Below are 22,113 nucleotides of genomic sequence, written 5' to 3' on the forward strand. Positions count from 1 at the left end.
ATGAGCAACAAAAATCAAAATAAAACTATATTTATTGTAAGATATACAATCGCAGGATTTATAACAGGTCTGATTTTTCCTGTTTTTGGCTGGTCTTTTTATTTTTTTTTAGATAAATATGCATTTAACGTAATTGCTATTAAAACAATGCATATAAATAACCCAATGTATTTTATTCTTGACATAACACCTGTAATTTTAGGAATAATTTCATTTTTTATTGCCCGAAAAATAATCAAAACCCGTTCACATTTAATAAACAAAATAAATTCCCAAAAGAAAATTATTAAACAATATGAAAATTTTGCAAAACAAATAGGAGAGGGGGAAATTGCAGTTGAAAAAAAAGAATATACAGGTAATTTTGAGACAGATAAAACTTTATTGCTTATGCAAGAAAATTTTATCGAAAAACAAAAAAATGAAAATGAATTAAATTGGGTTACATCAGGGAAAGAGAAAGTTGCAGATATTCTGCGTAAACACAATGACCTTAATAACCTCATTAAAGATGTCTTAATCAGCCTTATAGAATATACCGGCTCTGTTCAAGGAGCATTTTTTTTATTTAATGAAAGTGAAAATAAATTAATTAACTCTTTTTCGTACGCCTACGGAAGAGAAAAACATATTGAGCAAAAATTTAAAATTGGAGAGGGAATTGTAGGGCAATCTGCCTATGAAAAAGAATATATATACAGAAGAAATTTGCCTAAAGATTACATTACAATTTCATCCGGATTATTAGGGGAACAAAGCCCTGGAGCACTAATAACACTACCCCTTATCGGAAATGAAAAAATACAAGGAGTAATTGAAATCGCCGGATTAAAAAGTGAGTATTCCGAAAAAATTATTTCTTTTCTTATTGAACTGAAAGAAATAATCGGACAAACCCTCTTTAATTTCAAAGCGAACCTGACGACAAAAAAACTTTTGGAAGATGCAAGAAACTTAACAGAGCAATTGCAAAAAAATGAACAGGAACTTCGCGAAAATGCAAACAAAATGGAACTAACTCAAATTGAGTTGGAAAAATCTAATATTGAGTTAGCCTCAAAAATTTCGGAAGTTGAAACAGGGCAAAAAAGATTGCATGCATTATTAGAAAATGCATCAGAAGTTATTACAATATATGATACAGACGGAATAGTTCAATATGTCAGCCCTTCCGTAAAAACTATATTAGGATTTACACCCGATGAAATGCTGGGGATTAACCGCTTTGAGAGGGGTGATAAAATATTACAAGAAGCATTTAACGAACTGTTGATAAACCCCGATATTGAGAAAATCATTGAATATCAATATACTAATAAAAATAAAGAAAGAGTTTGGCTTGAAACAAGAGGCAGGAATTTATCAGATAACCCTGCAATTAACGGTATTATCTTTAATACACGAGATATTACAATAAAAAAAGAAGTAGAAAATGCAAAGAGGCTAAGCAGTGAAATGCAAGCACTGTCTGAAAACAGTCTCGATATGATTGTAAGAGTAGACCAAGCCGGAAATTTCTATTATGCAAATCCGATGACAGAACAGTTTATCGGGAAAACCTCTCAAGACCTAATACATAAAAACATTAACAATGTTGATCTTGACCAAGAAGTTCTCGGTTTCTTTAAAGAAATAATAAATAAAACAAATATTGCAGGAGAAGAAATTCAAGTTGAAACAACATTCATGATTGGTAATAAAAAAAGAATTGTCCAGTTTAACTCAATCCCCGAAACTGATGAAAAAGGTATTATAAGAACATTCTTATTCGTAGTTCATGACATAACAGAACAAAAAGAAATTGAACTTGAAATTGAAACGAAAAATAAAAACATTACAGAAAGTATTAATTATGCCCAAAGAATTCAATCTGCAATTGTACCCGATATAAATATAATTAAAAGATACCTTCCGGAATCATTCGTTTTTTATAAACCGAGAGATGTTGTCAGCGGAGACCTTCCTTGGTTCTATGCAAAGGATGACGAAATTTATATTGCAGCTATTGATTGTACAGGTCACGGAGTTCCCGGAACACTTCTTTCGTTTATAGGTTACTTCTCATTAAACAACATAGTAGGCAAAGAAGAAAACCTGACGACAGGAGAAATACTTGACGAATTACATTATCAAGTGAGAAGAACATTAAGGCAAGATTCACCCGACTCAAAAGCGAGGGATGGCATGGATATTGCCATATGTAAAATAAATTCAAAGAAAAACACTTTAGAATTTGCAGGAGCACATAATGCATTATTTCTTCTAAGAGGAGAAAATGTAACCAGATATAAAGGAGACAGAAAGGCTGTAGGAGGAAAACCTATTCGCAGCAAAAGAGCTGAAATTGAAAAAAAATTTACAACTTTTAAAATTGATATTGAAAAAAAAGATAAAATATTTATATTTACAGACGGATTACCGGATCAAATAGGAGGAGAAGAAGGCAGAAAGTACCAAGCCGGTCGAATTCAAAAACAAATCATTGAAAAAAATAATTTTTCAATGACACAATATTATGATTTCTTTGTAACCCAATTTGAAAACTGGAAAAAAGGTTACAAACAAATTGACGATGTACTTTTAATAGGTATAGAGTTTTAAAAATTGTTTATATGGAAAATGAAATGCAAAATAATACAGACTTTAACTTTGTATATGATTTTTACACAAAATTAAAAGACAATAATATAAGCTTTGCTTATGAAGGGGAAATTTCACACGAAATTACAAAAGCATTCAGCTCTCTTGCAGAAAGCCATATTGCTATTGATAATGAGCCGGGTATTATGCAGAAAAAAGTTTTCCACATTATGGTTGAATCTTTGCAGAACATAAGTAAACATTCAGGAGAAAAAATAGATATAAATTCAGCTACCGACGGGCAAGGAATATTCTTTATCAGTAAATCTGAAACTGAATACACAATTACTACCGGAAATGTTATTGATAAATATGAAGTTCCCGGATTAAAACTGGTAATAAAAAAGATTAACGGCAGTAATAAAAACTCTTTAAAAGAGCTTTATAAAGAGCAAATAAAAAAAGGTCGACTTTCCGATAAAGGAGGTGCCGGGCTTGGCTTTATTGATATTGTAAGAAAAACAGGACAGCAACTTATATATTCTTTTTTGGACATTAATGAAAAAAAAACATACTTTGTATTAACATCTACAGTTTCTAGAATAAAATAAATAATAATTATGCGAGTAATAAAAATTGAAGGCACAGACGATACTCCTCAGGTTACATTAGACGCAAACCCTGAGAATCCTTTTATGGAAATTTCCGGAAGATCACTTCCCGAAGACGTTGTAGCATTTTACGACCCGATATTGGAATGGTTGGATGAATATGCTGAAAATCCGCTGGAAAAAACAGTTTTGAATATTAAATTAGAATATTTCAATACTGCATCTTCGAAACTTTTATTAGATATTCTTCTAAAGCTTGAAGATATGAATGATGCAGGAAAAGATGTATTAGTCAGATGGCATTTCCCTGATGATGATGAGGATATGGAAGAAGCAGGAGAAGAATATGAAGATATTGTCGAAGTTCCTTTTGAGCAGGTCAGTTATTCAATAGATTAAAGCATTGCGTACATTTTAAATCAGTTTTTTGTTGTTTATAATGTGCGGAATATATTTAATACTCTCTTTTTCTATTAAAAATTTACTAATTTCTAAAAAATGAGTGAAGAAATACTAAAGGCTCTGATGCAACTTTTTGCAATCATTGCAAAACAAGATGACGGTGTTGTTGCACAAGAAGAAAGTTTTGTCAGAACATTTCTTGCGTCCCAACTTAGCAAAACCCAAGTAACCGAATACTTAGATTTATTCATTCAAAATACTGAAAAAGAGGAAAAAAAGAAACAACGAGCGGAGAAGAAAAAAGGAACAGACAGCGGGCAGGTTAAAATGGTTGACTCTGTCAGGGTTATGGGAATTTGTAGAAAAATTAACAAAACCCTTAACCATAAACAAAAAGTTATTGTTTTAGCTCGTCTTTTTGAGCTCATAAATACCGAAAAGAAATTAACCGAGCAACGAATGGAGATTATATCTGTTGTTGCCGATGCGTTTAACTTAACACCGGAAGAATACTCTGAAATTGAAAACTTTGTTATAAAAGATGATTACAGAGAATTAGATTCGGAGTTTATTCTTATTATTAACGACAAAGAACAATCACAAAAAAAATCACAATATATTCAATCGGAGAGTTTACACGGCAGTGTAATAATTCTTCATTTAAAAAGTGCAGACCTTTTCTTCCTGAAATATACAGGCAAGCAAGATGTTTATTTAAACAGTACTGCTGCATATAATAATCGTATTTATCTGTTTGCTCCCGGCAGTGTGATTAAGCTTCCTAAAGGGAAACCCATTCATTATAGTGATATTGTTGCAACATTTATGCAAGACCAGGAAATTTCAGGTCTTTCGTTTATTGTAAGTGATGTTCAGTATAAGTTTAAAACCGGCGACATAGGTATAAGAGATATAAGCTTTTCGGTTGATCACGGAAAACTTGTAGGCATAATGGGTGCAAGCGGTTCAGGTAAAACAACAATGGTTAATACCTTATCCGGAATTACAACACCTTCTCAAGGGACCGTAAAGATTAACGGTATAGACCTTCACCATAATAAAGGAGAGCTCGAAGGTGTTATAGGGTATATTCCGCAAGATGATTTACTTATTGAGGAACTTACCGTTTTTCAAAATTTATATTATAACGCAAAACTTTGTTTTAAAGACCATAGCGAAGATGAGCTTAGTGCTCTTGTTGTTAAAACATTAAAAGATTTGGGACTTTACGAGAAAAAAGATCTCAAAGTCGGAGACCCGATGAATAAAACTATCAGCGGCGGTCAAAGAAAAAGACTGAATATTGCTCTTGAACTTATCAGAGAACCTTCAATTCTTTTTGTTGATGAACCTACTTCCGGTTTGTCATCTCGCGACTCTGAAAATGTAATGGAGCTGTTGAGTGAATTAACACAAAAAGGAAAACTGATTTTTGTTGTAATTCACCAGCCGTCATCAGACATATATAAAATGTTTGACAGAATGTTGATATTAGATCAAGGCGGTTATATGGTTTACTACGGAAATCCGGTTGAAGCAGTTGTTCACTTTAAAGCCATTGATAATCAGATTAATGCTGATGTCGGAGAGTGCGGAATTTGCGGTAATGTTACTCCTGAATTGATTTTTGATATAATTGAAGCAGAGGTAGTGGATGAGTTCGGACAATATACCGAAGTTCGTAAAATTTCACCTGTTGAGTGGGAAAAACATTACCAAGAAAAAGTTCCTAAAGAAGATATTGAAGAAATTAATGACGAACCTCCTGCAACTTTAAGTATCCCGGGTTGGTTTAAACAATTTAAAATATTCCTTACAAGAGATTTGCTGTCAAAAGTCAGTAATACTCAATATATTGTATTAAATTTACTGGAAGCACCTTTGCTCGGATTTATTTTAGCATTTTTAATCAGATATATATCCGATCCTACATCCTCAACGTATATCTTTTTTGATAACGAAAATATTCCGCCTTATATATTTATGAGTATTGTTGTTGCTTTATTTTTAGGATTAACAGTAAGTGCAGAAGAAATTTTCAGAGATCGGAAAATTTTAAAACGTGAAAAATTCTTACATCTCAGTCGTTCCTCATATTTAACCGCTAAGATTTCAATCCTTATCGTTATTTCTGCAATACAAGCGATTCTTTTTGTTTTAATCGGCAACTTTATTCTAGGAATTCAAGGAATGTATTTTGAATATTGGTTAGTACTGTTCTCTACCTTTGTATTTGCAAACTTTATGGGATTAAATATTTCATCAGCTTTTAATTCTGCTGTTACAATATATATTTTAATTCCGTTATTAATGATACCGCAAATGGCTCTCGGCGGTGCTATGTTCAGTTTTGATAAATTAAACAGGCTCATCGGAAGTGTTGATAAGGTGCCGCTTATTGCCGATATTATGGCTTCAAGGTGGGCATACGAAGGTTTAATGGTTCAACAATTTAAAGAAAATAAATTTGAAAAGCAATACTATATTTACAATCAAGTAAAAAGCACGGCAAATTTCAAACAAGATAAATTAATCCCTAAATTATCAGAAAGTATTGAGTCTTTTGAAATATTACAAGATGAAATAAATGATAAAGTCGGGGATAAAGATTCAATTGTTGAAATTCAAGCAATGGAACTCGCACTTCTTAAAAATGAAATTTCAAAAGAAAACAGAGAGATATTCAAATTAATAAATAAACTAAAAATATATAAAGCCGGAAAAGGTGTTAAAAAAATAAATTTTGATGTGTTTTTTGACGGTTTTGATGCATTAACTGCTGATAAAGGTGCAATTGAAGAAAAGCTGATTATACCGGACAACCTTATCAATACACTAAACATAAAAGATTATGATGTTGAAGAGCACGGGTATGAGTTAATGGATAGGTTAGAGGTAATTAAAGATTTTTATTTAGCTGTATACTCAAGTGCAAATGAGTTAAAAGAAGATCTTATTAACTTCCAAGACCAACAAAAACCCAAATATTATGTAACGTTCAGAGATAAATTTCATAATGAACATTTGGATGATATCGTAAGAAATATATATGAAAAAAATAAAATATTACGATATAAAGACAAGTTAATAAGACAAGAAGAACCGATATATTTGGAGCCTGACGATTCTAACTTCATAGGAATACGTTCTCACTTTTATGCACCGAACAAATATTTTATGGGAAAATATTACAGTACGTTTTGGTTTAATGTTATTTTTATTTGGGCCATGTCAATTTTATTATACATTCCTTTATATTATGACCATTTAAGAAAAATTATCGGTTTTTTCGGTAATTTAAAGTTTAAGAAAAAAAATAACAATAACATTGTGTCAGACAGTTAGTTGGACATATCAAAAACAAAAACAATGAAGTATATTTTTTTGATATTTAAATTTTTAATACCTTTGATTGTTAAATAGCCTGAACAGATTGAAAATTATGGCAAAAAAGATATTGTTTTTTATAGTAATCACAGCAATTTTTACTTCCTGCGGAGGCGGAGGTGATGATACAATTGATGTTCCGATTGGTGATGATACCACAAAACGTGTAGAAATTAATCCGGAGAAAATAAACGCATTAATTGAAAGTTTTCCTTCTCCGATTGAAATGGCAGCAACAATTGAAGACATGCAAGTGCCTTATTCTAAGAAGAATTTGGTTCCTACCGAAAACGTAGGAGATTTTGAAGTAAATTTTGAAAAAGCTCTCGGTTTAGGAATGTTAAGTGCTGATTTAGGATACCTTAATGTTTACGGCAGAAAAAATGCAATTGTTGAATATTTAACTTCAATAAAAAGACTTGCTGATGCCTTAGATGTTGACCAATTTTTTGATTTTCAAACATTAAAAAGGTTAGCAGCAAACAGTTCAGACCTTCAAGAATTAATGTATCTTTCTGTTACGAGCTATCATGACATGGATGAGCATTTAAGGAAAACAAGAAGAAGTGATTTAAGTGCATTAATGATTACGGGTGTTTGGCTTGAAGGTCAATATCTTGCGGGAAAAGTCAATCAATTTAGAGCTGACAAAAGAACAGAAGAAATAATTGCAGGACAAAAAGATATTTTAAAAGAACTATTAGATGTGTTGGATTTCTTTAAAGATAAAGCAAGATTTACAGAGATGAATAAACAATTTCATGAACTGTTATTACTTTACGGTAATGTTGTTATTGAAATACACGAGGGGGAAAATAAGATTATTATAGAGGAAGACGGTACAACCGTGATTGACCCGGGAGAATATACAACAATAGAATATACACAAGAAGATTTAGATAAAATAATAAATAAAATAATTCAAATTCGTAACAATTTAATCTCACTATAATGAAGAAAATAGCAATTCTTATAGCAATAACAAGTTTTTTCATTTTTGCACCGAAAGAAGAAGCAAAAGCTCAATGTAAACAACAAAGGGTATATCAATGTGCAAGACAAGGAGGTAATGCTATTTATCTGCGCGATTTTAACACAAAGTTAAGAGCTGTCAGATCATCAGGCAGTATTAACGGAACAAAATGGCCTGTTGTTTTAAACAGAGGGACCAGATATAGGTTTATTTTATGTACTCCTCCGGGATACGGAAATGATGTTAAATTAACCCTTTTTGACAGCAGAAACCCGGAAACAAAACCTTGGAATTCAACGGAAAAAAGCGGAAATGATAAGTTTGACTTTATCTGCAAACGTTCGGGTGTTTACTATGTTTCAATAAGGTTTAAAGAGGGAAGGGGGAAAAGAAAAACTTGTGCCGTAGGAATTCTGTCTTTTGTCGGAAAAAATCAATAACCTTTTATTTTTATAAATTAAAAAAAGTCGATTTTTAAAAATCGACTTTTTTATTTTAAACAACATTTATCGAAATAAAAGCTTAATCAGCTTTATCATGTAAATAAGAATTGTTTTCGTTCAAATTAATTTCGCCGTTTTCGTCAGAAAGTGTGAAACGAGAATATTGCCTGTTGTCAGGGAAGTTATTTTGATCAATTATTATCCCTTTTCTCTTGTATGCAGGTACATTTTCCAAATCATTTAGGTGTTTTAAGTAATTATTAACTTGTAACTTTTTAGAGTTTGTTTGCTTTTCCTCAAAAGTTATATCATTAACTTGCGGGGTTTCAACAAATTCAAACTCAGAATCATTTTCTTTCTTTTCTTCGTCATTAACGGCATTATTGAAAAAAACAATATCTTTTTCTTCTTCCGTTTTACTGACTGTTTTAACGGTTATTTTCTGGGGTTTTTCGTAGTTTGAGAAGAAGTCATCAGTTTCTGCAACTTCCTTTTGCGTATTTTCTTTTCCTATTTCAATTATTTCTTTTTCTGTTTTTGTTTCTTCTTTTGAGTTTAGCATTCGGTGAGAATACAGTTCAGGTATGTCATGAGTTCCGAAACCTGTTGCAATAACGGTTACAGCTATCTTATCTCCTAATTCCTCGTCAATATTACTTCCCCAAATTAAATCGGAACGATTTCCGGCATCTTTCTGAACATATTCATTTATGAAGCTTATTTCATCTAATGTTGCTATGTTTTTGCCGGAAGAAATATTTAGGAGTATGTTACTTGCTCCTTTTATATCTGTATTATCCAATAAAGGTGAATTTAGTGCATCTTTAACCGCAACTTTTGCACGATTCTCCCCTTCTGCAACGCCTGTTCCCATTAAGGCAATTCCGCTGCTTTTCATAACTGTTTTAACATCAGCAAAATCTACATTAACGTGTCCTTCAATGGTAATAATCTCTGCTATTCCTTTTGCTGCAACAGTCAGTACTTCATCAGCTTTTCCTAAGGCATCTGTTATTGCAAGGTTACCGTATATTTCTCGAATTTTTTCATTATTAATGATTAAGAGGGCATCAACATGTTTTTCCATTTCTGCAATACCTTGAATTGCCGACTCAATTCTTTTGCTGCCTTCGTATCTGAACGGAATAGTTACAATTCCTACAGTCAGAATGCCGAGTTCTTTTGCGGCTTCAGCAATAACGGGTGCACCTCCGGTTCCTGTTCCGCCTCCCATTCCTGCGGTTATGAATACCATTTTTGTACCTGCTCCGAGAACTGTTTTAACATCTTCAATGCTTTCAATTGCAGCTTCTTTTCCTACATCGGGTTTATTTCCTGCTCCTAAACCTTCAGTAAGTGTTTTCCCGAGTTGAATTTTTGTTCTGACAGGGCTTTTTTCAAGTGCCTGGATATCAGTATTAGCAATAATAAAATCAACACCTTCAATTCCTTGACGGAGCATGTGATTTACGGCATTACTTCCTCCTCCGCCGACTCCGAGGACTTTTATAATTGAAGCAAAATTTGTCGGTAAATCAAAGGGCAATAAATCGTCCATAATAATTAGTTTTGTATTGTTATTAATCTTTTTTTGTTTAATATAAGTTGACATCAAATATTTAATACGGCTATACTTATTCTATTACAGTATCGTCATCATCAAAAAAGTTAATAGCTTTTTGTTTTGCTGATTGAGAAATTTTATCAAAGATTCCTTTTATTCCTAAACCGTTTTTATTTGTTTTTTCTTTTTTTCTTTTCTTTTTATTCGGTTGCTCTGCCTTTTCAATATTTTCAAATCCGAGAATTACTAAGCCTACTGCCGTTGAAAGTTTCGGGCTGTTTACTCTTGCTCCTCCCGAAGATGCAGTCATAGGAGGTTTTGAAAGTTTAACATCAAGCCCCGTAACAAATTTCATTAATTGAGGTAATTTATCCAATAATGAACCGCCTCCGGTAAGGGCAATACCTGCTGCTAATTTATCTCTGTATCCGGAGTTTATAATCTCAAAGTTAATTATGTTAATAATTTCTTCCATTCTGGCTTGAATAACTTTTGAAAGTTCAACCAAAGAAATTTCTTTTGAATCTCTTCCGCTAATCCCCGGTATTACGGCTAAACTGTCTTTTTTTGCAAATTCGCTTAAAGCGGTTCCGCAATCTGTTTTTAATTCTTCGGCATGTTTATGTAAAATTTTATATGCTTCTTTTACATCTTTTGTTATAACATCACCTCCGAACGGAATTACGGCAGTGTGTCTTAAAATGCCTTCATAATAAATTGCTAAATCGGTTGTGCCTCCGCCTATATCAACTAATGCAACACCGGCTTCTTTTTCGTCTTCTGTTAAAACAGCTTTTGATGAAGCAATAGGTTCAAGGTATAAATCGTTTACTTTAATGTCTGAAAGCTCGACACAACGTTTAATGTGCTTTGCTGCGGTTGTTTCGCCAATTATTATATGATAATTTCCGGATAATATTTTGCCTATTCTTCCTACCGGTTCATCAATACCGTTTTCTTTATCAATTGAATAGTTTTGCGGAATAACATCGAGAATCTCCTCGTTTGCTTCAAGCGACAGATTTCTTATTTCTTGGGTCATTCTTTCAACATCATCTTTTGATATAATATTTTCGGGCGACTTTATTACGATAGAATGGTTGTTGTGCACACTTTTAATGTGATGCCCTGCAATACCGATAAATGCGGATGTAAATTCGATGTCTGATGTGTTTTCTGCTTTTTGAACAGCCTCTTTTATTGCTTTAGAAACTGTTTCGATGTTTTGCACAACCCCCATTTTAACACTTTTTTGCGGAGTAGGTACTGTTCCTTTTGCTAAAATTCTGATTCTCCCGTTTTCGTCACGCTCACCTGCAAGAGCTACAATTTTAGTTGTTCCGATGTCAATTGCTGTTATTATTTCTTTCATGTGTTTAAAATTTACTGAGTAATTAATATTGTGTGAGTTTGCCTGTTTTTTTATTTGTTGCTTTTAGTACAAACAATTTGATTTTTATATTTCAGATTAATATATTTATACTTTCTCCAACCTTCTTTTTTCAGGATATTTATGTAAAAATGCTTTAAATATTTTATTTTGTTTTCATAATTATAAATGTCGCCCAAGAGTACAATGTGGTTTCCTACTTTCGGTATTAGTTCATATTCGTTATTTTGTTTTATGTAAATCTGTTCTGTTTGGGCTTTTAAAAATTCATCCTCTGATAATACTTTTGCAATTTTATAAATTTCTTGAATATGCTTTGTAATCGTTGTATCTTTGCCGACAGTAATTCTGTTGTTTTTATATTTAAAATTTATATTTCCGTTTGCAACAAGTACCCTGGCACTTCCTATCTTAGAAACAGGCATTAGCGAGCCTTCTTTATCTATATAAAAGTTTTTGCCGGTTGTCGGCATTATTCTTACAATAGGCACTTTTTGTTTTAATTTCACGACTAAAATACCATTAATTTTCTTAAAAACTTCAGCATTTTTGACGGAAGGGTGAGATTCTATCTTTTTTTCTAATGATGACAAGTTAACTATACTAATAGGGCTTCCTAATAAGTTTTTGTATTCTTTAAAAATAATCTTTTTTATGTCTGATTCATCAATAATGCATTCTTTTTCATCAGCTGAGATTTCAACTTCTACTGCTTTGCAAATTGTTTTGTCGGAAAAAATAATATAAGCCCCGATTATTAAAATAATCAGTACAATTCCGGATATGCTTATTATTTTGCTTTTTCTGTTCATTTATTTAAATCAGCAATATTGTTTTAATGTTTTTTTTATCGGGTCAACAAATCTGTCAATATCTCCGGCACCTATAGTTAAAAGTATTTCCGGTTTTTTATTTTTAATTGTTTCTAAAAGCTCTTCTTTTTTTATCAGTTTTTTGTTTTTAAGGTTCACTTTGTCAAAAATTAATTTTGATGTTACTCCGGGTATTGACTTCTCTCTTGCAGGATAAATTTCTAACAGAATTAATTCGTCGAGTAAACTTAGGCTTTGAGCAAATTCTTCTGCAAAATCACGAGTTCTGGTAAAAAGGTGAGGCTGAAAAATGCCTGTTATATGTTTTTCTTTATAAATACCTCTTATCGAATTTATAAAACTTTTCAATTCTTCCGGGTGATGTGCATAATCGTCAATATAAATAATTTCGGGTGTATTAACAATATATTCAAAGCGTCTTTTAACTCCTGTCCAAGACATTAATGCCTTTCTGATGTTATTTTCTGAAACTCCTTGAATGTCAGCAACAGATATTGCTGCAACAGCATTTTCAATATTTAAATTTCCCGGTATTTGGATTGTAACATCTTTTATTGTTTTACCGGGACATACAAGGTCAAATGTGCTTTTGTTTGCGTTAGTTTTAATGTTTTCGGCATAATAATCTGCTTTTTCATTTAAAGAATAGCTGAAAACATTTACCGGAAAATTTGCTTTTTCGATTTCAACACCTTTTTTTATGATTAAATAACCGCATTTATGAATTTGACTTGTAAATTTTCCGAATGTTTTTTTCAAATCGTTGATGTCTTCGTAAATATCTAAATGATCTTCATCAACAGAAGTAATAATGCCGCACCAAGGATGCAGACTTAAAAAAGAACGATCAAATTCATCGGCTTCTGTTACTGCATATTCAGCTTTATTCGGGGTTTTGCTTAATATTAAATTTGAATTGTAATTTTTTGAAATTCCGCCGAGAAACGCATTGAAATTTACTGCGGACTGTTTAAAAATATGTGCAATTATTGTTGATACGGATGTTTTTCCGTGTGTTCCCGCAACAGCAACCGTTTTATATTGATTTGTTATTAAACCCAAAATTTCAGAGCGTTTTTTTATTTCGTAACCTTCATTTATAAACCAATTTAATTCTGAGTGATTTTTTGGAATAGCAGGTGTATAAACAATAAGAACTTCTTCTTTTTTTAATGATTTAATTTTTTTGTTTATCAGATTTACAGCATCTTCAAAATGGATGTTTATTCCTTCTTTTATTAAATTATCGGTTATATTGCTTTGCGTTTTGTCGTAACCTGACGTTTCTATGCCTGTTTGATTAAAATATCTTGCAAGAGAACTCATTCCTATTCCGCCTATTCCGATGAAATATGTTGCCTTAATTGATTTTAATATGTCATTCTTTTTTTTTGACATTTATCTTTTATTTTTTTTTACAAGTTTTAAAACCTCTTTTGCAATTTTTGTGTCTGAATTTTCAACTTTTTCTTTTGCAATATTTTTTGAAAGGCTATTTATTTTTTCCGGATTTTCAATTAATTTTAAAGCTTCGCCTATTAATTTGTCTTTAGCTTCAATATCAAGAACCATTATTGCTGCATTTTTTTCTTTTAATGAGATTGCATTTTTTGTTTGATGATCTTCGGCAACATTTGGTGAAGGCACTAAAATTGTAGCTTTTTCAAGCAAACACAATTCGGAAATTGTTCCTGCTCCGGCTCTTGAAATAACGATATCGGCAGCCTTAAATGCTAAATCCATTCTTGTAATAAAGTCGTAAACGATTATGTTTTTTGCTCCGGCTTCTTCAACTGCTTTTAAAGAGTCTTCGTAATAATTTCTTCCGGTTTGCCAGATAAAATAAAAATCTTTTTTTGCTATTTCATTAATGTTTTGTTTAATACTGTCGTTTATGCTTTTTGCCCCTCCGCTTCCTCCGAGGCTCAGGATTACTTTTTTGTCGGGTTCTAAATCAAAAAAACCTAAAACCTCTTCTTTCGATATGTTCGGGTTAGTAATTTTTTTCCTGACAGGATTTCCTGTGTTAACAATTTTTTCTTTCGGAAAGAAACGATCCATTTTACCGTAAGCAACACATATTATTTTTGCTTTTTTAGATAAAACTTTATTTGTGATACCCGGATAAGAATTTTGTTCTTGAATTAATGACGGAATTCTTTTTTGAGTTGCCGCATAAACTAACGGACCGCTTGCATAGCCCCCGACACCTACAACAACATCCGGTTTGAATTTTCTTATTATTTTTTTTGATTTTGAAATGCTTGAAATTAAACGAAATATATTTTTAATATTTTCTAAAGAAAACTTTCGCGCAAATCCTTTTATATTCAGCAATTTTATTTTAAACCCTGCTTCGGGGACTTTCTTTTCTTCAATTTTCCCTTTTGCACCTACAAATAAGATTTCTATGTCAGAATCAATTCTTTTTAATGCTTGTGCAATTGCAATAGCAGGAAAAATATGTCCGCCGGTTCCTCCTCCGCTTATTATTATTTTTGTTTTATCCATAGTTAATGCATTATAATTCTTCTGATTGTGTTAATTCTGTTTGTCTGCTGATATTTATAATAATTCCGAGAGAAAAGCTTGTTACCAACAATGAAGTTCGCCCCATGCTAATTAAAGGTAATGTTTGTCCTGTAACGGGTAATGCTCCTACTGACACTCCGATATTTATAAATGCTTGTAATACAATTGCCATTGTAAGCCCCAGAGCAAGATATGCCGCAAACAGGCTTTTTGTTTTTCGTGCAATTCTGATACCTCTGTAAAACAAAATAAGATATAATAAAATTATGAAAACAGCCATCCATAAACCATATTCTTCAATAATAAATGCAAAAATAAAATCGGAATGAGATTGGGGCAAAAGATATCTTACATTTCCGTTGCCGGGAGTTGCTCCCCAAAGTCCGCCGTTAGCAATTGCCATTTTTGCAACATCTAATTGATATGTTTCATCACTGCTTAAGTCTTCTTTGTCGCCAAAAAAAACTTCAATTCTGTGTTCCCATGTTGATATTCTTCCGGGCCATTCAAATACTTCTGCCATAAGCACATAAATCACTATTGCTCCGACAGCTATTAACAGTATTATATAAATTTTTATAATTTTAACACGTGCAATAAACATTATTGTAGCAATAATAGCCGTAATCATTAATGCGGAAGATAAGTCTGCGGGAAATATAAGCCCGACAGTTATTACGAAAGCCCAAGTTGCAGTTTTTACTTTTTTATCATGGATTTCTTCATCATTTCTCTTTGATGCCAGCAAACTTGTAACTAAAATAATTAATGCAATTTTTGCTAATTCCGATGTTTGAATTTCTATTCCGATACCCGGGAGCTCAAACCATCGTTTTGCATTGTTATGTGAAGTTCCGGAAAAAAGTGTAAGAATCAATAAAAATAATACAACAGGGAAAACAATTTTAATTATCCCGAGGTAATTTTTGTAACTGATTTTTGAAAACATTAATACAAAAAAGAGAGCAACTGCTACAGCAATAATTTGTCTTACTAAAAAGTGCATATCTCCTTGATAGGATTTGTTTGAAATCATTGCAGACGCACTGTATACTGCCGGTATTGACAATAACAGTAATAAAAGTGTAATAATCCATAGTACACTGTCGCCTTTAAATATTTTTTTTATGTTTATTGTTTTCAATTTACTTTATTTATCTTAAATTTTCAAGAAGACCTCCGGGCTTTTCTCCGGTTTTACAGGTCTCTTATTGCATTTTTAAATTGTTTTCCTCTGGCTTCGTAATTTTTAAACAAATCAAAACTTGCACATGCCGGCGACAATAAAACTGTATCGTCTTCATCGGCTAATTGATATGCTGTTTTTACCGCTAAGTTGATTGAGTCTGTATCATAAACAGGTAGTACATCTTCAAAAGCTTCAAGAATAGGTTTATTGTCAATTCCCATAGCTACAATTGCTTTTACTTTTCGTCTTACTAAATCTTTTAATATTCCGTAATCGTTGCCTTTGTCAACTCCGCCCATTATTAACACAATAGGAGCAACAATAGTTTGTAAAGCATACCATACAGAATTTACATTAGTTGCTTTAGAATCGTTTACAAATTGAATACCTCTTACTTTAATGTATTTTTCAAGGCGATGTTCAACTCCTGCAAAGTCGGAAAGACTGTTTTTCAAGTCTTCATTACTTATTCCGCTGAGCAAAGTTGTTATGCCGGCAGCCATTGAATTGTACATGTTATGGTCGCCTTCGAGTGATAATAAACCGTTTTCCATTTTGAAGTTTCTTGTGTTTATGTCAATAAATATATTTTCTGTTGTTTTATATGCTCCCGGTTTTATTTTTTTCTTTACGGAAAAAGGGAACATTTGTGCTTTGATATTTCTTTTTTTAATTTCTTTCAGAATTATTTCGTCATCTTCGCAATAAATAAAAGCATCATCTGAGGTCATGTTTTGGGCTATTCTGAATTTTGAGTCTGTATAGTTTTGAAAATCATATTTGTACCTGTCTAAATGGTCGGGTGTAATATTTAGTAAAATTGCAATATCTGCTTTGAAATTATGCATTCCGTCAAGTTGAAAGCTGCTTAATTCAATAATATAATAATCGAAATTTTCTTCTTCGGCAACTTGCATTGCGAAAGATTTACCTACATTTCCTGCTAAGGCAACATTCATGTTTGCATTTTTAAAAATATGATAAATAAGTTCGGTAGTTGTTGTTTTTCCGTTGCTGCCGGTTATACAAATTAATTTTGCATTTGTGTATCTTGCTGCAAATTCAATTTCTGAAATAACAGGAATGTTTTTTTCTTTTGCAGAAATAATAATATGTACTGTATCGGGAATTCCGGGACTTTTTATAATTTCATCGGCATTAAGAATTAATTCGGAACTGTGTTGTTTTTCTTCAAATTTGATTGTATTATTATTCAGAATTATCTTATTTGCATCATTAATTTCTCCGAAATCAGAAACAAAGACATCGAATCCCTGCTTTTTTGCAAGAACCGATGCTCCTATTCCGCTGATACCTCCTCCTAATATGACAATTCTTTTTCTCGGCATTTTTTATCTCACTTTTAATGTTAAAATTGTTATAATAGCTAATAAAATTCCTACAATCCAAAATCTTGATACTATTTTAGATTCGGGAATCCCTTTTTTTTGAAAATGATGATGCAGCGGAGCCATTAAAAATATTCTTCTTCCTGTGCCTGTTTTTTTTCTTGTATATTTAAACCATGCAACTTGTAGCATTACTGATAAGTTTTCCATTAAAAATATTCCCGCCAATAATGGAATAAGAAACTCTTTTCTTACAATTATTGCAAAAACGGCAATAATTCCGCCGAGGGTTAAGCTTCCGGTATCGCCCATAAATACTTGTGCCGGATATGAATTATACCATAAAAACCCGATGGTTGCTCCCATAAATGCACTTGCAAAAATAACTAATTCGCCTATGTGCGGTATGTACATTATATTTAGGTAGTCGGCAAAAATTAGGTTACCCGAAACATAAGCAAAAATGGCGAGTGTTGCTCCGATGATTGATGATGTTCCGGTTGCGAGGCCGTCCAAACCGTCGGTCATATTTGCCCCGTTAGAAACTGCGGTTATGATAATAATTACCGTCAAAACGAAAACAATCCAGGCAGCATCTTTTTTATGTTCTCCCATAAACCAAACAAGGGATTCGTAATTAAATTCGTTGTTTTTTAAGAACGGAATTGTTGTTTTTAACGGCTTATCTCCGTTAGTCGGGTATTCAAGATCTGTTGAGATATTTGTTTCGTAAAGTATTGATGCTTCGGGGTTTTCTCTAATTTGAATATCATCGCTGAAATAAAATGTCAGTCCGACAATCAGCCCTAATCCTACCTGTCCGATGATTTTATATTTTCCGGCTAAACCGGCTTTGTTTTTCTTAAATGTTTTTATATAGTCGTCAATAAACCCGATTATTCCGAGCCAAACGGTTGTTATGAGCATTAATGTAATGTAAATATTTCCGATTTCGGCAAAAAGTAATACAGGAATAAGAATTGCAGCAATAATAATGAGACCGCCCATTGTCGGAGTTCCTTTTTTTGCATATTGACCTTCTAAACCGAGATCTCTGACAACTTCGCCCACTTGTTTTTTTTGTAATAATCGGATAATTCTTTTTCCGAAAATCATGGAAACAACAAGAGAACTTACTGCAGCCAGTGCAGCTCTGAAAGATAAATAATGAAATAAACCTGCTCCGGCAATGTCCATTTTGTCTAAATATTCGAATAGGTAGTAAAACATATTTTTTGTTTTGCGAAACATCCTGCAGGATTGTTTCTATTTTTTACTTTTTAAAAATTCTTCTGCTGTTTCTTTATCGTCAAAATGTATTTTTTTATCGTTAATTTCCTGATAATTTTCGTGTCCTTTTCCGGCAATCAAAATAATATCTCCTTTTTTTGCCAGAATTATTGCTGTTTTAATTGCTTCTCTTCTTTCCGTAATTTTTAACACATCCATTTGGTTATCCTTCACACCTGTTGCCATATCTTCAATAATTCGCTCGGGGACTTCATTTCTCGGATTATCAGAAGTTAATATTAGTTTGTCGCTTCCGTTAAGTGCAGCTTTTGCCATTAAGGGGCGTTTTTCTTTATCTCTGTTTCCGCCGGCACCTACAACGGTTATTAATATTTGCCCGTTTTTTCTTAATTCATTAATGGTTTGAATTACATTTTGTAATGCATCCGGTGTGTGAGCATAATCTATAATTGCCGTTATATCGTTATTAATTACGATTTCAAACCTGCCTTCAACAGCTTTTAAGGTGCTCAGAGTTGTCAGAACTTCGCTTTTTTCTAAACCTAAAAGCAGGGCTGTTGCATAAACAGCTGTTAAATTGTATGCGTTGAAAGTTCCGGTTAACAAAGTCCAAACTTCTGTGTTGTCTGTTTCCAGAAGCATCCCGTCTATATGTTTTTCAATTACCTTTGTTTTAAAATCGGCAAAAGTTCGTAAAGCGTAAGTGTATTTTTCAGCTTTTGTGTTTTGTAAAATTATATTTCCGTTTTTATCGTCAATATTTGTAAGAGCAAAAGCATTTTCAGGCAGATTATCAAAAAACGTTTTTTTAACTTTAATGTATTCTTTAAATGTTTTGTGATAATCTAAATGATCATGTGTAATGTTTGTAAAAATTCCTCCGGCAAATGTTAATCCGCCTATTCTATTTTGATGAATTGCATGTGAACTGACTTCGGTAAAACAATATTCACAATTTGCCGAAACCATTTCATTAAGTAATCTGTTAAAAGTTATTACATCGGGTGTTGTGTATCTTGTTTTAATTTCTTTTTCGTTAATGTAATCCTTTACGGTTGAAATCAAGCCGACCTTATAACCGGATTTTAAGAATAATTTATAGAGCAAAGTTGCTGTTGTTGTTTTTCCGTTAGTTCCTGTTACCCCTATAAGTTTAAGTTTTGCAGAAGGATTATTATAAAAGTTTGATGCTGCAATTCCTAAATTTTCGTTACTGTTTTTTACTTTAATAACAGTAATAGTTTTGTCAATTTCTGTATCATGTTCGAGCATTATTGCAGAAGCCCCTGATTTAATTGCATTTTTAATAAAACTGTGTCCGTCGGCATTAACGCCTTTTACGGCAACAAACAGATGTCCTTTTTTTGTTTTTCGAGAATCGAAACTTATGCCTGAAATTTTTGTGTTAACAGAACCGGAAATTAATTCGTGCTTAATGTTATTTATGATATGTTTTAATGTTTTTTGCATTAATTATTTTAGTTCTAATTTTATTTTTGTTCCTTTTTTAATTTCTGTTCCGGCAGCAATTGATTGATAAATGACAAAACCTCTGCCTGAAATACAGGGATTCATACCCATAGTTTCTAAAATATAAACTGCATCTTTTGCTCCCATATATTGTAAGTTCGGCATTTTATCATTTTCAAAAGTTCTGTTTTTAAATATGATTATATCTTTTTGCGCCTCTGTTGTAACCCATTTTGAACTATTCTCATTTTTAACAGGAAATGAAACCGAAGCCAAAACACGTTTTAAATCATCACTGTTTCCGTTTTTTGAATACGGAGTTTTGTTTGAACCGGATAAATCTTCTTTCGGCGGATTAATATCTCTGTCTTTTGAAAATATTTTGTCTGCAATTTTTTTAAAAACAGGAGCTGCTGCTAATGCACCGTAGTAATCTGTTTGCGGTCTGTTGATTACGACAATCATTGAATATTTAGGATTATCGGAAGGAAAATAGCCGGCAAATGATGCTCTGTATTTTTCGTTGTGTGTTCCGGTTTTTGAATCGTAATATTCTGTTGTTCCGGTTTTTCCGGAGATTTTGTATTCTTTTGTATTAATTAACCTTGCCGTGCCGACTTCAACAACATCTCTTAATATTTTTTGAGCTTTAAGGATTGTTGATTTTGAACAAATTAAAGGATTTAGTTCAACCGGTTTAAATTCTTTAACAGGCATTCCGTCTTTTTCAATTCTTTTAACTATTTGAGGTTTAACCATTATGCCGTTATTTGCAACTGCATTATAAAAGGTTAATAATTGTAAAGGTGAAATTTTAACTTCGTAACCGTGAGCTATCATTCCGGGAGTTGATGCTGCCCATGCAGGATGTTCGGGAGTTTTAATAAAGGGTTTATTTTCCCCGTAAATATCTACCCCGGAAATGTCACCTATTCCGATTGCATTCAGTTGTTTTAAAAATCTTTCAATTCGACCTTTCTTCACATAATTATCATCAATTATTTTTAACATTCCTACATTGGAAGATTTAGCAAAGACTTGCCATACCGGAATTTTTCCGTAACCGTGACCGCCGGAATCATCTACGGGAACACCGTGATACATGATATGCCCGTTTCCCGTATCAATTATGTCTTCTAAATCAACGTAACCGTCTTCTAAAGCTGCCATTAATACCGGTAACTTGAAAGTTGATCCGGGAGCAAGATTTTCGCCGACTGCATAGTTTAGTTCTTCTGTAAAAGTGTTATTGTTATACCTTTTAATATTTGCTATAGCTTTAATATATCCTGTTTCAACCTCCATTACCACAACAGAACCGTAGTCTGCTTTTAGTTTTGATAATTGTGCTTTTAAGATATTATCAACATAGTCTTGCAAATCAATATCAATTGCGGTAATTAAATCTAAACCGTTTTCTGTTTTAAGAACTTCGCCTCCTTTAATGTTCATCCAATTTCCGGAAGCAATTTTTTTCATATAAGATTTGCCTGCTCGTCCTCCGAGTTCGCGGTTATATGTATATTCTAAGCCGGCTTTGCCTTGAATGAGTCCGGTTCCTTTATCTTCGCCCAAGAATCCGATTGTTCTTCTTAATAAATTGCCAAAAGGTCTTTTTCTGTACGTTCTTTTTTTACTTATGAAACCGCCTTTATTGCTGCTTAATCTGAAAAGAGGGAATTTTTTGATTTCAGAAAACTCATCGAATGTTAGGTTTGTTGCAATCTTCAGATACTGAACAGAATCTTTTCTTGCTTTAATAAGTTTTCTTTTATATTCCTCTTTCGATTTATCTTTTAAAAAGTCGGATAAACGAAATGACAAAGAATCAATGTTTTCGTTAAACCTTTTATCCGTCAAACCCCCTGCTCTTGTATCCATGTGAATGTCAAAAAAACTGACAGAGGTTGCCAGCAGTTTTCTGTTTGCGTCATATATATTTCCTCTGTTGGGTTTGCTTTCTCTTAAATCAACAGCAAATGAGTTTATTTTATTTTCCCATTGATCTTTTTCAACAATCATTACTTGAACCATCTTAACAATCAGGTATATTGCAAATATTATCAATGCAATATAGACAACGGCTGTTCGTGTTATTATTTGCTCCCTGATATTTAGGTTGTTATCTGCGGACATGTA

The 22,113-nt window shown here is 32.5% G+C and carries 16 protein-coding genes; 6 read left to right on the forward strand and 10 right to left on the reverse strand.

All coding sequences use genetic code 11. The features are described from left to right. The 6 genes from L3J35_06040 to L3J35_06065 all read left to right on the forward strand — a co-directional run bounded on the left by L3J35_06040 (window position 1) and on the right by L3J35_06065 (window position 8,393). On the forward strand, window positions 1–2,601 hold the full coding sequence (locus L3J35_06040; GenBank protein ID MCF6365747.1) for a PAS domain S-box protein: 2,601 nt from the start codon (window positions 1–3) through the stop codon (window positions 2,599–2,601). Window positions 2,602–2,612: 11 nt separating this feature from the next. Continuing rightward, window positions 2,613–3,191 (forward strand): SiaB family protein kinase, encoded by a 579-nt coding sequence (locus tag L3J35_06045; GenBank protein ID MCF6365748.1) that lies wholly within the window; start codon window positions 2,613–2,615, stop codon window positions 3,189–3,191. Window positions 3,192–3,200: 9 nt separating this feature from the next. Further along, on the forward strand, window positions 3,201–3,590 hold the full coding sequence (locus L3J35_06050; protein MCF6365749.1) for a DUF1987 domain-containing protein: 390 nt from the start codon (window positions 3,201–3,203) through the stop codon (window positions 3,588–3,590). Between the two features lie 99 nt (window positions 3,591–3,689). Then, window positions 3,690–6,938, forward strand: coding sequence for an ATP-binding cassette domain-containing protein (locus L3J35_06055; protein MCF6365750.1), 3,249 nt, complete (start codon window positions 3,690–3,692; stop codon window positions 6,936–6,938). A gap of 97 nt (window positions 6,939–7,035) precedes the next feature. Further along, the gene (locus L3J35_06060) at window positions 7,036–7,932 is read left to right on the forward strand and encodes a hypothetical protein (protein MCF6365751.1); all 897 of its coding nucleotides are present in this window, start codon (window positions 7,036–7,038) and stop codon (window positions 7,930–7,932) included. Further along, window positions 7,932–8,393 (forward strand): hypothetical protein, encoded by a 462-nt coding sequence (locus tag L3J35_06065; GenBank protein MCF6365752.1) that lies wholly within the window; start codon window positions 7,932–7,934, stop codon window positions 8,391–8,393. Before L3J35_06060 ends, L3J35_06065 begins: the two co-directional genes overlap by 1 nt. An 82-nt stretch (window positions 8,394–8,475) precedes the next feature. Here the strand turns inward: L3J35_06065 and ftsZ are convergent, their stop codons facing one another. From ftsZ to L3J35_06115, 10 genes are all read right to left on the reverse strand, one after another. Beyond that, window positions 8,476–9,954 (reverse strand): cell division protein FtsZ, encoded by a 1,479-nt coding sequence (ftsZ, locus tag L3J35_06070; protein ID MCF6365753.1) that lies wholly within the window; start codon window positions 9,952–9,954, stop codon window positions 8,476–8,478. 76 nt (window positions 9,955–10,030) lie between these two features. Then, a complete protein-coding gene (ftsA, locus tag L3J35_06075) occupies window positions 10,031–11,332 on the reverse strand; it encodes a cell division protein FtsA (protein MCF6365754.1) in 1,302 nt (433 codons plus the stop codon). A 50-nt stretch (window positions 11,333–11,382) separates the two neighbouring features. Continuing rightward, window positions 11,383–12,162 (reverse strand): hypothetical protein, encoded by a 780-nt coding sequence (locus tag L3J35_06080; protein MCF6365755.1) that lies wholly within the window; start codon window positions 12,160–12,162, stop codon window positions 11,383–11,385. Between the two features lie 9 nt (window positions 12,163–12,171). Further along, on the reverse strand, window positions 12,172–13,581 hold the full coding sequence (gene murC / locus L3J35_06085; protein ID MCF6365756.1) for a UDP-N-acetylmuramate--L-alanine ligase: 1,410 nt from the start codon (window positions 13,579–13,581) through the stop codon (window positions 12,172–12,174). After that, complete coding sequence (murG, locus tag L3J35_06090; GenBank protein MCF6365757.1) at window positions 13,582–14,694, reverse strand: undecaprenyldiphospho-muramoylpentapeptide beta-N-acetylglucosaminyltransferase; 1,113 nt, start codon at window positions 14,692–14,694, stop codon at window positions 13,582–13,584. A gap of 10 nt (window positions 14,695–14,704) precedes the next feature. Next, entirely contained in the window at window positions 14,705–15,859 is a 1,155-nt protein-coding gene (locus tag L3J35_06095; protein ID MCF6365758.1) for an FtsW/RodA/SpoVE family cell cycle protein, read from the reverse strand. 53 nt (window positions 15,860–15,912) lie between these two features. After that, a complete protein-coding gene (gene murD / locus L3J35_06100) occupies window positions 15,913–17,253 on the reverse strand; it encodes a UDP-N-acetylmuramoyl-L-alanine--D-glutamate ligase (protein ID MCF6365759.1) in 1,341 nt (446 codons plus the stop codon). Window positions 17,254–17,256: 3 nt separating this feature from the next. Then, window positions 17,257–18,483, reverse strand: coding sequence for a phospho-N-acetylmuramoyl-pentapeptide-transferase (gene mraY, locus L3J35_06105; protein ID MCF6365760.1), 1,227 nt, complete (start codon window positions 18,481–18,483; stop codon window positions 17,257–17,259). 36 nt (window positions 18,484–18,519) lie between these two features. Further along, complete coding sequence (locus tag L3J35_06110; protein MCF6365761.1) at window positions 18,520–19,974, reverse strand: UDP-N-acetylmuramoyl-L-alanyl-D-glutamate--2,6-diaminopimelate ligase; 1,455 nt, start codon at window positions 19,972–19,974, stop codon at window positions 18,520–18,522. Window positions 19,975–19,977: 3 nt separating this feature from the next. Continuing rightward, window positions 19,978–22,110, reverse strand: a complete 2,133-nt coding sequence (locus tag L3J35_06115) for a transpeptidase family protein (protein MCF6365762.1) — start codon at window positions 22,108–22,110, stop codon at window positions 19,978–19,980. Window positions 22,111–22,113: the final 3 nt, after the last annotated feature.

The sequence above is a fragment of the Bacteroidales bacterium genome (assembly GCA_021648725.1).
Classification (GTDB): Bacteria; Bacteroidota; Bacteroidia; order Bacteroidales; family JAADGE01; genus JAADGE01.